At 48.5% G+C, this 13,079-nt stretch carries 12 protein-coding genes; 5 read left to right on the top strand and 7 right to left on the bottom strand.

The features are described 5' to 3' along the window. Nucleotides 1-157: 157 nt before the first annotated feature. Complete coding sequence (locus M3090_RS06825; protein WP_249054764.1) at nt 158-1,168, bottom strand: GGGtGRT protein; 1,011 nt, start codon at nt 1,166-1,168, stop codon at nt 158-160. Nucleotides 1,169-1,186: 18 nt separating this feature from the next. Beyond that, nucleotides 1,187-1,888 (bottom strand): iron-sulfur cluster assembly scaffold protein, encoded by a 702-nt coding sequence (locus tag M3090_RS06820; protein WP_249054763.1) that lies wholly within the window; start codon nt 1,886-1,888, stop codon nt 1,187-1,189. Nucleotides 1,889-2,218: 330 nt separating this feature from the next. On the opposite strand from M3090_RS06820, the gene M3090_RS06815 reads away from it, so the two are divergent. From M3090_RS06815 to metH, 5 genes are all read left to right on the top strand, one after another. Further along, nucleotides 2,219-2,716: a DMP19 family protein gene (locus tag M3090_RS06815; RefSeq protein ID WP_249054762.1), complete on the top strand. Its 498-nt coding sequence runs from the start codon at nt 2,219-2,221 to the stop codon at nt 2,714-2,716. 105 nt (nt 2,717-2,821) lie between these two features. After that, the gene (locus M3090_RS06810; RefSeq protein WP_249054761.1) at nt 2,822-3,634 is read left to right on the top strand and encodes a hypothetical protein; all 813 of its coding nucleotides are present in this window, start codon (nt 2,822-2,824) and stop codon (nt 3,632-3,634) included. Nucleotides 3,635-3,648: 14 nt separating this feature from the next. Beyond that, on the top strand, nt 3,649-4,224 hold the full coding sequence (locus tag M3090_RS06805; RefSeq protein ID WP_249054759.1) for a Yip1 family protein: 576 nt from the start codon (nt 3,649-3,651) through the stop codon (nt 4,222-4,224). Between the two features lie 2 nt (nt 4,225-4,226). Continuing rightward, nucleotides 4,227-4,673: an SsrA-binding protein SmpB gene (smpB, locus tag M3090_RS06800; RefSeq protein ID WP_249054757.1), complete on the top strand. Its 447-nt coding sequence runs from the start codon at nt 4,227-4,229 to the stop codon at nt 4,671-4,673. Nucleotides 4,674-4,873: 200 nt separating this feature from the next. Next, nucleotides 4,874-7,606 carry a methionine synthase gene (metH, locus tag M3090_RS06795; RefSeq protein ID WP_249054755.1) on the top strand — a complete coding sequence of 911 codons (2,733 nt, stop codon included), beginning with the start codon at nt 4,874-4,876 and terminating at the stop codon, nt 7,604-7,606. Nucleotides 7,607-7,627: 21 nt separating this feature from the next. Here metH and M3090_RS06790 read toward each other — a convergent pair whose 3' ends face one another. The 5 genes from M3090_RS06790 to pncB all read right to left on the bottom strand — a co-directional run bounded on the left by M3090_RS06790 (nt 7,628) and on the right by pncB (nt 13,074). Next, nucleotides 7,628-9,022, bottom strand: a complete 1,395-nt coding sequence (locus M3090_RS06790; protein ID WP_249054754.1) for a transglycosylase SLT domain-containing protein — start codon at nt 9,020-9,022, stop codon at nt 7,628-7,630. A gap of 11 nt (nt 9,023-9,033) precedes the next feature. Then, the gene (udk, locus tag M3090_RS06785; protein ID WP_249054753.1) at nt 9,034-9,639 is read right to left on the bottom strand and encodes a uridine kinase; all 606 of its coding nucleotides are present in this window, start codon (nt 9,637-9,639) and stop codon (nt 9,034-9,036) included. 73 nt (nt 9,640-9,712) lie between these two features. Next, nucleotides 9,713-10,447 carry an NDP-sugar synthase gene (locus M3090_RS06780; RefSeq protein WP_249054752.1) on the bottom strand — a complete coding sequence of 245 codons (735 nt, stop codon included), beginning with the start codon at nt 10,445-10,447 and terminating at the stop codon, nt 9,713-9,715. 12 nt (nt 10,448-10,459) lie between these two features. Further along, nucleotides 10,460-11,887: a phosphotransferase gene (locus M3090_RS06775; RefSeq protein ID WP_249054751.1), complete on the bottom strand. Its 1,428-nt coding sequence runs from the start codon at nt 11,885-11,887 to the stop codon at nt 10,460-10,462. Nucleotides 11,888-11,907: 20 nt separating this feature from the next. Then, nucleotides 11,908-13,074, bottom strand: a complete 1,167-nt coding sequence (pncB, locus tag M3090_RS06770) for a nicotinate phosphoribosyltransferase (protein WP_249054750.1) — start codon at nt 13,072-13,074, stop codon at nt 11,908-11,910. Between the last annotated feature and the right edge of the window lie 5 nt (nt 13,075-13,079).

Here is a 13,079-nt window from a genome sequence, read left to right as displayed (position 1 = left end):
CAGGGACGTATGAGGAGTTTCGGACAATATGTCGATGTGTGGCAGGTGCTTTCCGCTTTGCTGTATGGGGGACTTTGGAGGGAGGGGAGGGTATGTATGAAAAATCCCCATAACTCATCGAGTTACAGGGATTTAGGTAGAGTAAGTATAATATAGATTACTTGCTCAGGGCGAGAGCTACGTTAACGGCGCAAGCTACGGTGCAGCCTACCATCGGGTTGTTGCCGATGCCGAGGAAGCCCATCATTTCCACGTGTGCGGGAACTGATGAAGAACCTGCGAACTGTGCGTCTGAGTGCATACGGCCCATGGTATCGGTCATGCCGTAAGAGGCGGGACCTGCGGCCATGTTGTCCGGGTGCAGTGTGCGGCCCGTGCCGCCACCGCTGGCTACGGAGAAGTAGGGCTTGCCGGCCAGTACGCGCTCTTTCTTGTATGTGCCTGCAACGGGGTGCTGGAAGCGTGTGGGGTTGGTAGAGTTACCTGTGATGGATACGTCTACGTTTTCATGCCACATGATGGCTACGCCTTCGCGTACGTCGTCGGCGCCGTAGCATTTTACTTTAGCGCGGGGACCGTCGGAGTAGGGGGTCTCCTTGACGATGTTCAGCTTGCCGGTGAAGTAGTCGAACTGTGTCTGTACGTAGGTGAATCCGTTGATGCGGCTGATGATCATGGCTGCGTCTTTGCCCAAGCCGTTGAGGATGCAGCGCAGGGGGTTCTTACGTACTTTGTTGGCCATTTCGGCGATTTTGATGGCGCCTTCGGCTGCTGCGAAGGATTCGTGTCCGGCCAGGAAGGCGAAGCATTGTGTTTCTTCGCGCAGGAGGCGGGCGGCGAGGTTACCGTGTCCCAGTCCTACTTTGCGGTCGTCGGCTACGGAGCCGGGGATGCAGAAGGCCTGGAGTCCGATGCCGATGGCTTCGGCTGCGTCGGCTGCGTTCTTGCAGCCTTTTTTCAGGGCGATGGCGCAACCCACGACGTAGGCCCATTTGGCGTTTTCGAAGCAGATGCCTTGTGTTTCCTGGCAGGTCATGTAGGGGTCGAGGCCGGCGGCTTCACAGATGGCGTTCGCTTCTTCTATGTCTTTGATGCCGTTTTCATTCAGTGCAGCAAGGATTTGCTTGATACGGCGGTCTTGGCTTTCAAATTGTACGGGTCTAATCATTGTCTGTGTCCTCCTTCATTATTCTTTACGTGGGTCAATGTATTTTACTGCGCCCTGTTCGGGTTTGAAGCGTCCGTAGGTTCCGGTGACGGCTTTGAGGGCTTCGTTGGCGTCTTTGCCGGCTTTTACTTGTTCCATGAATTTGCCCATGTGGACGTATTCATAGCCGATGACTTGGTTGTCGGCGTCGAGGGCCATGCGTGTGATGTAGCCTTCGGTGAGTTCGAGGTAGCGTGTGCCTTTGGCCAGGGTGCCGTAGAGGGTGCCTACTTGGCTGCGGAGGCCTTTGCCGAGGTCTTCGAGTCCGGCGCCGATCATGAGGCCGCCTTCGGAGAAGGCTGACTGTGTGCGTCCGTAAACGATTTGCAGGAAGAGTTCGCGCATGGCCGTGTTGATGGCGTCGCAAACGAGGTCGGTGTTGAGGGCTTCGAGGATGGTCTTGCCGGGCAGGATTTCGGAGGCCATGGCGGCGGAGTGGGTCATGCCGGAGCAACCGATGGTTTCAACGAGGGCTTCCTGGATGACGCCTTCTTTTACGTTGAGCGTCAGTTTGCAGGCGCCTTGTTGGGGTGCGCACCAGCCGATGCCGTGCGTCAGGCCGGAGATGTCTACGATTTCTTTTGCTTTCACCCACTTGCCTTCTTCGGGGATGGGAGCTGGCCCGTGGTTGGGGCCTTTCTTTACAACACACATGTGTTCAACTTCGTGTGAATAAGTCATAATCAGCTCGAATTAATTAGTTATTATAATTAATGTAACGTGGTTGGCTTTAACCGCGTGCAAAGATAAGGTTTTTTCTTGATAATCGGTTATGGGGGAGGGGATTTTTTTAGCTACGAGCTATGAGTTGACGAGTTGACAAGTTGACGAGGCTTCAGGCTACGAGGGGGCTTGCTTCTACTTCGCCCTTCGGGCTCATACCCATCCCATCCGACATCTCCAAATATTTCCACCTTTATTTATATATATCTCCCCAACTTTCCCTACCTTTGTGCCCGCAACCCTCCGGGCTGCCTATTCTTCATTATTCACTCTTCATGCTTCATTAAAATGATACAGCTATCCGACTCCGACCTGCGCCGCGCCGCCGCCGACGGCATGGACGCCTTCATCAACCTCTTTGCCGACGCCTACCTCGGCGCACTGGGCGGCACCCTCACCGCCGACAACATGGCCCTGCTCAGCGCCCCGCAACACACGCTGCTGGCCTACCGCATCTTGCGCGACGAACTGATGGAGGGCGGTTTCTGCCAACTCATCCAGAACGGATGGGGACCCTACATCTTGCACAACCCCGTGGCACGTGCCCTCCGCGAGTGGGGCATCCCCGCCGTGCCCGCCGTGCTCAACGCCGCCCGCCGCATCTACGACCAGCACCGCGCCGACCTGGAGCGCGAACGCTCGGACGACGACTTCATGGCCATGTACGAGCAATACGAGCAGTTCGACCCCCTGGAAGAACAGTTCCTCGACGCCGAGGAGGAGGCCACCGAGGCCGTGGCCCGCCACGTCGACCAGCACCTGGGCGACTTCGCCGAGGTTGTCTGACTGAAAATATGTTAAAATCGCTTCCCCCGTGCAGTATTCCGCCCCCTCACCCGTTTACGAAGCGAAATATTACCTAAATTTGCAAACCAAAATTAGTAAAGAACAATGAAGAAACAAATGAAATTCTTGACACTGGCCCTCGCACTGTTCGTGGGCATGACCCTGACATCGTGCTTGGATTCGGACAGCGACAGCACAGGATACGACGGCGCAGGCATTGTTTACGTGCGCCACTCGATGGGCGTATCTTACTTCGCCGATGCCTTGGGCAATATCTATTACCCCACCGCCGAATCCCTCAATGCCATCCAAGCCAACAATCCTGCTTTCGATATGTCGAGCTACCGCATGGCATTCATCTACTATTCTTGGCCCGACTCTGAAAGCGCCGATGCCTCTACCCCCACTTTGACACAGAGCTACAACATCGACCTGCTCTCCATCCAGGAAGTAGAAGTGTACGACACCGAAATCACCTCCACGCAAGCCACGATGGAAAGCAGCATGCCCGAAACCTCGCCCCTGCTGCCCCTGAACGCTGGCAGCTCATCCTCCGGCTTCCCCGCCATGTACGACTCCGCCATGCTGATGGCCACCATCGGCTACTTCGTTGGCAGCGAGTCATCCTTACAAAACCACCGGGTGCGCGTGGCCTACGTGGACGAGGAAGTAGACCCCAGCAGCACCGAAATGACCCTGTACCTGCGCCACGACCGTGGCAGCGATGAAGGCACGACTTACACTAACTATTTCTACGGCGGCATCAACGTCAGTACGGCCGTGCAATCCTTCCGCGCAAAGACCGGTAACTATCCCACGCGCATCGTGCTGAAAGCCAAGGAGTCGCAGGCTGCCACCACCGTGCTGCCCAGTACATATACCAATTATACAGTCACTTACAAGGCCCCTTCCGAATAGGGGACTAGCAACCGATGGACTACAAGAGCATCCTACAAATAGCCCTACGACTGATTTCCTCCCCGGCCCGCGCCTGGGAGGAAATTCGTTTGCAGACCGACCCGCGCCGCGTCTTCACCGCCTTCGTCTACCCTATGATAGGCTTGTGCGGCCTCAGCGTCTTCATCGGCACCCTGGTCGACTACGGTTGGGGCGGCCCCCAAAGCTTCCAGCTCGCCATGACCCGCTGCTGCGCCGTGGCCGTCGCCCTGTTCGGAGGCTACTTCCTGGCCGCCTGGCTCATCAACGCCTTCTGCACCCGCTTCCTCCACCGCCCCTCCGACCTGCCCGGCATCTGGCAGTTCTCGGGCTACGCCCTCGTCGTCCTCTTCCTGCTGCGCATCATACTCGGCATCCTGCCCGACTTCCAAATCATCGCCCTGCTCCTCCAGTTCTACACCCTCTACATCGTATGGGAAGGCAGCCGCGCCCTGCTGGACATCGTCGAAGCCGACCGCCTGCGCTTCACCCTCGTCAGCACCCTCCTGCTCATTCTCTGCCCCTGGCTCATCGAGTGGGTGTTCAACGAACTAACCGTACTGTTAAATTAAGAATGAACAACGTCAACATAAAGAACCGCCGCGCCACCTTCGACTACGAACTGCTGGACACCTACACCGCCGGCATCGTACTGACCGGCACCGAGATAAAATCCATCCGCCAAGGCAAAGCCAGCCTGGTCGACACCTTCTGCTACTTTGCCAACGGCGAACTCTGGGTCAAGAACATGCACATCGCCGAATACTTCTACGGCTCCTACAACAACCACGCCGCCCGCCGCGACCGCAAGCTCCTCCTCACCAAGAAAGAGCTGGACAAGCTGCTCCGCACCTCGCGCGACCCCGGCTTCACCATCGTCCCCGTCCGCCTCTTCATCAACGACAAAGGCTTCGCCAAGCTTGTCGTTGCCCTGGCCAAAGGCAAGAAACAATACGACAAACGCCAGTCCCTGCGCGAGAAAGACGACAAACGAGACATGGCACGCATGTTCAAACGATAGATTGGGAGTAGACAAGTTGACAAGTTAACAAGTTGACGAGTTGACAAGTTGACAAGTTAACAAGTTAACAAGTTAACAAGTTGACAAGTTAACAAGTTAACAAGTTGACAAGTGGAGGAGTAGACAAGTTAATAAGTATGCCATCCCCTTGTAGTCTCGTTAACTCGTCCCCTTGTCAACTAATAAATAAATATCTTAATATGCAGACTCTCGAAACCTCCGCCCGCACCCGCACCCTCATCCTCGACGGCGCCATGGGCACCATGATTCAGCAATACCCCCTGACCGAAGCCGACTTCCGCGGCACACGCTTCGCCTCCTTGCCCGGCCAACTGAAAGGCAACAACGACCTGCTCTGCCTCACGCGCCCCGACATCATAGCCGACATCCACCGCAAATACCTCGCAGCCGGAGCCGACATCATCGAAACCAACACCTTCAACGCCACACGCATCAGCCAGGCTGACTATCATACCGAAGATGCCGTGCGCGACATCAACCTCCAGGCCGCCCGCCTTGCCCGTCGCCTGGCCGATGAATATACCGCCCTCGACCCCTCGAAACCACGCTACGTGGCAGGTTCCGTCGGCCCCACCAACAAAACCTGCTCCATGAGTCCGGACGTCAGCAACCCCGCCCTGCGCGCCCTCACCTTCGACAGCCTGGCCGAAGCCTATGTCGAACAAATGACTGCCCTGCTCGAAGGCGGAGTCGACGCACTGCTGGTCGAGACCATATTTGACACACTCAACGCCAAAGCCGCTATCTATGCCGCCCGCCAGGCCATGACGCTCACAGGCAGGGAAGTGCCCCTGATGCTCTCCGTCACCATCTCCGACCAAGCCGGGCGCACGCTCTCCGGCCAGACCCTCGATGCCTTTCTGGCTTCTGTCAGCCACGGTGGCCTCTTCTCAATCGGCCTGAACTGCTCCTTCGGCGCCCGCCAGATGAAACCCTTCTTGCGCCAACTGGCCGCCCGTGCACCTTATTACATCAGCGTCTATCCCAATGCCGGCCTGCCCAACAGCCTGGGCCAATATGACCAGACCCCCGGCGAAATGGCTGCTGAAGTGAAAGAGTTTCTGGACGAAGGCCTGGTAAACATCGTAGGCGGATGTTGCGGCACGACGGACGAATACATCTCTCGTTTTGCATCGTTGGCAACGAACGCCGCCCCTCATGTCCCCGTCCCGGCGCCATCCTTCCTGTGCCTTTCCGGGCTCGACCTGCTGGAAGTGAGGCCCGAGAGCAACTTTATCAACGTCGGCGAACGCTGCAACGTGGCCGGCTCGCGCAAGTTCCTCCGTCTGATTAATGAAAAGAAATACGAAGAAGCCTTGGAGATTGCCCGTAAACAGGTAGAAGATGGTGCCCAGGTGATTGACGTCAACATGGACGACGGTCTGCTGGATGCCCGTACAGAGATGGTGAACTTTCTCAATCTGCTGGCCTCCGAACCGGACATCGCCCGTGTGCCGGTCATGATAGACTCATCCGACTGGCAAGTGATAGTGGCCGGCCTGAAGTGTCTGCAAGGGAAGGGTATCGTCAATTCCATCTCTTTGAAAGAAGGCGAAGAATCCTTCTTACAGCATGCACGTACCATACGCAGCCTCGGTGCTGCTGTGGTAGTCATGGCCTTCGACGAACAGGGGCAAGCCGTCACGTATGAGCGCCGTATCGAGGTCTGTGCCCGTGCTTACCGCCTTCTGACGGAACAAGCCGGCTTTCAGCCGCAGGACATCATATTCGACCCTAATGTCTTGGCTGTGTCCACAGGTATGCCCGAGCATGATAATTATGCGGTGGATTTTATCCGGACCGCTGCTTGGATACGTCGTAACTTGCCTGGTGCGCATGTCAGCGGAGGCGTAAGTAACTTGTCATTCTCTTTCCGAGGCAATAACTACTTACGTGAGGCGATGCATGCCGTTTTCCTTTACCATGCCATCCGTGCCGGGATGGACATGGGCATCGTCAATCCGGCTTCGTCTGTACTTTATACCGATATCCCTGTTGATTTGTTGGAGCGCTTGGAAGATGTTGTGTTGAACCGTCGTCCGGATGCTGCCGAGCGCCTGTTGGAAATGGCTCATTCTCTACAGTCCATGTCAGTGAAAGACAATGTCCAGGTGGCCGATTGGAGAAATGCTTCGGTGGAAGAGCGTTTGCAATATGCCTTGATAAAGGGGGTGAGCGATTACCTAGAAACAGATTTAGCTGAAGCTTTGCCGCATTATTCTAAAGCCGTAGATATCATTGAAGGTCCTTTGATGACAGGCATGAACCGTGTAGGCAACCTTTTTGGAGAAGGAAAGATGTTTCTTCCACAAGTGGTGAAGACGGCCCGCACCATGAAGAAGGCTGTATCCATACTTCAGCCGAGTATTGAGGCCGAAAAGTGTGGTGGAACAGTTTCGGCGGGTAAAGTGCTGTTGGCCACGGTCAAAGGTGATGTGCATGACATTGGAAAGAACATCGTTTCGGTCGTAATGGCGTGCAATGGTTACGAGATTATTGATTTAGGTGTGATGGTACCGGCAGAAGTAATACTCCAGAAAGCGATGGATGAAAAGGTTGATTTGATAGGGCTGAGCGGACTTATTACGCCTTCGCTGGAGGAAATGGTGCACGTTGCCACAGAATTGGAAAAGGCTGGTTTGGACATTCCTCTGTTGATTGGTGGGGCCACAACTTCATTTCTTCATACTGCATTGAGAATTGCCCCTGTCTATCATGCCCCTGTCGTCCATCTGAAGGATGCCTCACAGAATGTAGGTGTGGCTGCCCGGTTGATGAATCCCGCTCAGCGAGTCATTCTCATGAAGGAACTGGACAAGGAATATGCGGACCTCCGGCTGAAATATGGGCGGAAGCAGTCCGATACAATACCGTTGGAAGAAGCGCGTAAGAATCGTTTAAAGCTGTTTTGAGAATAGCCTTCATGAAGGGCGTCAGAGCTTGATTTTTTTCTTGTATTGTTCGTATCGCCCCATGATGTCGCGTACAAAAGTATAAGTCTCTGTTCCTCGGAAATAGCCATATTTGCATACGGAATCGGTGAAATATTCTTCCTGGCTTTTTAAGAGTATGTATTTTTCAACGTTGTCTTTCCATACATATTTCTTTTTGCCATATTTCTCGGCTAAAGCCATCGCATCCAATACGTGTCCGAGGCCAGAATTGTAAGAGGCCAGAACGAAATGGATGCGTTCGGGTTCGGGAATTTGCATAAAGCTTTTAGTGGTAATTCCCAAATACTTGACGGCTGCTTTGATGCTTTCTTCTGCATTCTGTTCTTTGCCGGGAGGCATTCCCATGGCGTGTGCAGTCGAAGGCATTAGTTGCATCAGCCCTTTGGCTCCGGCCCATGAAACAGCCGTGGTGTCGAAATTAGACTCTTTATAGGCTAACGAAGCCAAAAGGCGCCAATCCCAGTTTATTTCTTTGGCGTATTTCTTGAATAGTTCATCGTAGTGAGAGATTTTTCCTTCACGCAAGGATAAAATAGGAGAATGTGGGAGGTTTTTGCTTGTCTCAAAATATCGTTTCATGCTGGCAGTATAAGCTGGTGAGGTAGCATTGTTCTTTTGCCATTCGTTGGCTGCTTGTGCCAGAAGGGGGCAATCGCGGCGAACTGCCCATGAAGAACGTTGGTCAAAACTGATGGATAAATGGATATTGAGATTGGGGAAATAAGTGGCATTTAGCCTGGCTATATCATTATCTGCCACAGTGTATTGAATTTTCCCTTCTGACACTTGTGCAATCAGGTCTTCAACTCCGATACTGTCAGAAGTTACTTTCTTAATAAGAATACCTCCGCCTAATTCTTGGTTAAGATTTACGAGTCGTTCATAGTATTTGCCTGGTTTCACATAGACTTCTTTTCCAATCAGTTCCGTTACGTCTTTCAAGGGACGGGTCTGTCTGCCTGTTTGTTGTACAATGACTTGGTGAGTTATGATTTCATTTCCACAGTAAGTTACTCTATTCTTTCCTTCTTTAGTAATGGGCAGATTATAGGCTATCAAATCTCCTTCGCCGTTAATTAGTTTACGTTCCATGTCTGCCACATTCCTGGCAACTTTTACTTCCATTTTCAGGCCTAAACTTTGGGCGAATTGCTGAGCCAGTTCATATTGGAATCCCATTTCCTGGCCTCGGTAAATGAAATAGGAAGTGGAGTTGTAAAGAGTCAATACAACCAATCGTCCGCTGTCTTTTAGCTGCGGCAAGTCATTCGGTGTAGCTTTGAGAGTTTTGGCTTTTCTCTCTTTGCATCCTCCTGTCAAGCCAAGCAGAGTAAATAGAATAAGTATGAAGAGGACGTAATGGTTTAGCTTCATAGTCTTTATCTTTAAAGGTGCTTTTTAATATACATGGTCAGAATGTCAATAGCTACTTGGTTATTTCCTCCTTCAGGTACGATAAGGTCTGCATAGCGTTTACATGGTTCAATAAATTGTTGATGCATTGGCTTTAGTACCCGGATGTACCGTTCCATTACAGCCTCGGCTGTCCGACCACGTTCTTGCATATCTCGTTGAATAACTCGAATCAGTCGTTCGTCAGAATCAGTGTCAACGAAAACTTTAAGATCCATCATGTTTCGCAAAGTAGGATCGCATAAGGCTAAAATACCTTCAATGATGACTACTTCACGTGGTTCTATATGAATGGTTTCTGCTTGGCGTGTACAAGTGAGGTATGAATACGTCGGTTGTTCAATGCTTTCACCGCGGCGCAAAGCGGCTACATGCTCTGAAAGAAGTGTCCAATCAAAAGCATCTGGATGGTCGAAATTGATATTCTGTCGTTTTTCCAAGGGGATATGGCTACTATCCTTGTAGTATGAGTCTTGAGGGAGCAGAACGACTTCATTCGCCGGTAGACTTTCAACTATTTTTCGTACGACGGTGGTTTTTCCAGAACCTGTTCCGCCAGCAATTCCTATGATTAGCATGGGTTAAAGATATGATTTTTGACAAAGTTAAGTATAATAATTTAAAAAAACAGTAAGTGTATTCTTGAAAATTCTAGTGCAATTGTTCATACCATGAGTTTGCGCAGGCTAATGTTTCAGGTGTGCCTGTATCAAACCAGTGGGTCGCACAGATGGGTACGCCTTTAATGGGGTTGTAAGGACAAATATTGAGATAGAAGTCTATGATTGAAAAAGCCTCTTGCCAGTATGAATCATTCATGTACCGAAAAAGCGAGGGAGATAGGATATGGATTCCTGCAAAAGCCCATTCTTCGTAATTGCCAGCTAAATTGGTTGGGCGAATCTCACCTGTTTGCTTATTGGTCCATCCATGCAAATTCATGTTTTTGTCAAATAGAAGGTAACGTTTTGTTTGTCTTTTTCCAACAAGCAGAGTCGCTTCCGACTTTTGTAATAGGTGATGTTGCCAAAGGGCTTTTAAATCTGCGTCTGTAAGAATATCTACATTGTGCACCAGGAAAGGTTCATCGCCTGTTAGAAAATGTTGGGCATGACGAATGCCTCCTCCTGTATTGAGGAGTTGTCCGCGCTCATCGCTAATATTTATGTGCTGTCCAAAGTTTTTGTTTGCTTGTAAAAAGTCAATGATTTGCTGCCCGCGATGATGAATGTTAATAGTAATGTCATTAAAACCGGATGCTGCCAATTTTAATATGATTCTTTGTAACAAGGGTATTCCTCCTACGCGTACTAATGCTTTGGGGATATTGTCGGTTAGAGGGCGGAGACGTGTTCCCATTCCGGCAGCAAATATCATAGCTTTCATAGTGCGAAGATTTTAATTTTGAGGCTGTAAGATTTGTTCAATGTTTTGTTCACGATGAAGGAGATTCACTTGAACATCGAACTTATTATTAATATGTTCAGCCATATGCTGTGCTGCATAGACGGAACGATGTTGCCCTCCCGTGCAGCCAAAAGCTATGGACAGACTGGTGAATCCTCGTTCTATGTAACGTTTGATGGCTGCGTCTGTTAGCTCATAAGCATGGGCCAAAAATGATGAAATTTCTCCATCTTTTTCAAGAAAATGAATAACAGGTTCATCTAATCCAGTAAAAGACTTATAACAATCATATTTTCCTGGATTATTTATAGCTCGGCAATCAAAAACAAATCCACCTCCGTTGCCTGTCGGATCTTCTGGAATGCCTTTTTTATAAGCAAAGCTAGTTACTCTGACGATGAGTCGATGTTTTTGTAATTGACAAAATTGCTTCAATTCAGTCAATTGTTTTAAAATTTGGCTGAGATAAGGGTATTCAGGGTAAGGCTTTTGTAGAAGTTTCCGTAGATTTTCGATTGCATAAGGTACACTTTGTATAAAGTGTGGTTTTTTCTCAAAATAGCCGCGGAAACCGTAGCATCCTAATACTTGTAAGATTCTGAAAAGGACGAAGTGACGTAATTGTGCATGAAAATAGGTTTCATCTATTGTTTGATATTGTCGCAAAGAATCTATATATTCTTTCAGTAATTCTTGGCGTAAGCTTTCTGGATAGTTGGCCTTAGCTTGCCAAAGAAAAGAGGCTATATCGTAATATACTGGTCCTTTTCGCCCACCTTGAAAATCAATAAACCATGGTTCGTTATCTTTAATCATAACGTTCCTACTTTGAAAATCGCGATACATAAATGTCGTAGAATTGTTACGTAATAAGATATCAGCCATCTTATGAAAATCATCTTCAAGGCGATCTTCTTGGAAGTCAAGACCAGTAGCTTTTAGGAAACAATATTTGAAATAATTTAAATCCCAAAAAATAGATCGTAAATCGAACTCGGAACGAGGATAACAGTATGAGAAATCCATATCTTTGGCTCCAGAAACTTGTAAGGCAGGTAGTAAGCGAATTGTTTTGCGAAGGAGTTTTTTCTCTTCTTCACCAAAAACACCGGTAAGACGTGCTTTTTCAATGGCATTAAATAGGAGTGTGTCTCCTAAATCTTCTTGTAAATAAAAGAATCCGTCATTTGATTGAGCAAATACCTGTGGCACTGGCAAACTTTTCTGTTGAAAATGATGAGACATATACAAGAATGCCCGATTTTCTTCAAACGATTCTCCATAAACTCCGATGAGTGTAGGTTTCCCTGTAAGGCGGAAATAGCGTCGGTTAGAACCAGAAGCTGGTAATTCATCAATTTTTTCAGGCTTTATTCCTGTATAATTAGTATATAGATTTGTAAGTGTTTCTTTTATCATATTATTGGGATTTGTTTTCTTTAATTTGTCAATTGAAGGTCATGGAGGCAAGCTTGTACTTCTGTAATGCTTCCTAAATGCTTGCCTTCGTCATCAGAAAGTTTGATGCATTCGTGCCATTTCTGGTGGGTATTCATTTTGCATCGAGTTAACTTCATGACAATATTCAAAGGCTTGAATCCTGTATCGTTAGTTAGGTTCGTTCCTATACCAAAGGCACATCGGATTCTGCCAGCACAATATTTTTGTATTTCTAGAGCTTTATTAAAGTCGAGTGCATTGCTGAAAATAATAGTCTTAGTAGTTGGGTCGATACCAAATTCTTGGTAACGTTCAATAAGTCGATTGGTAAAATCAAATTCATCACCAGAATCGCAACGAACGCCGTCAAAAAGTTTTGCTTGTTTGCGACTTAAATTGTTTAGAAAAGCGTCTGTGGTATATGTATCTGCTAAAGCCGTACCTAGATCACCATCGTATACATTAACCCAGTTTTCTAATGCCATATAGTTGGCATGCTTATATCCAAATTGAGCTCCATGAAACATGAACCATTCATGAGGATGTGTTCCCATTGGCTTTATATTATACTTCATGGCAAAGTAGCAATTGGATGTTCCAGTACAATAATGAGCATGTCCTTTAAGATAATTGATTACTTTTTCTTGTACCTCAAAAGAAAAACGTCTTCGTGTACCGAATTCAGAAAATGATAAGCGATTGGCATTAGATAATTCTATTTTTTGAGTCAACTTTTGGATAACTAAATCCATATTAACAATACGTTGCAATGACTCATTCTTTATTTCAGATATTATGGCTAATAGAGGTACTTCATATAGCGTTGCTTTGTACAAGTAATCTGTGATTTCAAGGTGTAAATGAGAGTTCTCATCTAATTGTACTTTAATTTTTTCAGGTTGAAAATGAAAAGATGACAGCCATTCCCAGTATACACGAGGTAAAAAACGGCAATGAACAGACATATATTCCAACTCTTCAGGTGTCAATACAATCTGAGATAAATGCTCGATAGCATTTTTTAGTTTTGCTAAAAAAAATTCTGTATAAATTGTGTCGTCACGGTCGGTAAAACTGAAAGTGCCCATAGCATAAGGAAATAATTTGATATAGGCGTATGAAGTTGTAAATTTATATAAATCTGTATCTAGAATAGAGTGAATCATAATAC

This window comes from Bacteroides sp. ET71 (assembly GCF_023336905.1).
Classification (GTDB): domain Bacteria; phylum Bacteroidota; class Bacteroidia; order Bacteroidales; family Bacteroidaceae; genus Bacteroides.
This window is presented reverse-complemented; position numbering and strand designations above follow the sequence as displayed.

Excerpts from the sequence above, each read along its gene's own strand:
- M3090_RS06825 (WP_249054764.1), bottom strand. The coding sequence starts at position 1,168 with ATGATTAGACCCGTACAATTTGAAAGCCAAGACCGCCGTATCAAGCAA.
- M3090_RS06820 (WP_249054763.1), bottom strand. The coding sequence starts at position 1,888 with ATGACTTATTCACACGAAGTTGAACACATGTGTGTTGTAAAGAAAGGC.
- M3090_RS06815 (WP_249054762.1), top strand. The coding sequence starts at position 2,219 with ATGATACAGCTATCCGACTCCGACCTGCGCCGCGCCGCCGCCGACGGC.
- M3090_RS06810 (WP_249054761.1), top strand. The coding sequence starts at position 2,822 with ATGAAGAAACAAATGAAATTCTTGACACTGGCCCTCGCACTGTTCGTG.
- M3090_RS06805 (WP_249054759.1), top strand. The coding sequence starts at position 3,649 with ATGGACTACAAGAGCATCCTACAAATAGCCCTACGACTGATTTCCTCC.
- smpB (WP_249054757.1), top strand. The coding sequence starts at position 4,227 with ATGAACAACGTCAACATAAAGAACCGCCGCGCCACCTTCGACTACGAA.
- metH (WP_249054755.1), top strand. The coding sequence starts at position 4,874 with ATGCAGACTCTCGAAACCTCCGCCCGCACCCGCACCCTCATCCTCGAC.
- M3090_RS06790 (WP_249054754.1), bottom strand. The coding sequence starts at position 9,022 with ATGAAGCTAAACCATTACGTCCTCTTCATACTTATTCTATTTACTCTG.
- udk (WP_249054753.1), bottom strand. The coding sequence starts at position 9,639 with ATGCTAATCATAGGAATTGCTGGCGGAACAGGTTCTGGAAAAACCACC.
- M3090_RS06780 (WP_249054752.1), bottom strand. The coding sequence starts at position 10,447 with ATGAAAGCTATGATATTTGCTGCCGGAATGGGAACACGTCTCCGCCCT.
- M3090_RS06775 (WP_249054751.1), bottom strand. The coding sequence starts at position 11,887 with ATGATAAAAGAAACACTTACAAATCTATATACTAATTATACAGGAATA.
- pncB (WP_249054750.1), bottom strand. The coding sequence starts at position 13,074 with ATGATTCACTCTATTCTAGATACAGATTTATATAAATTTACAACTTCA.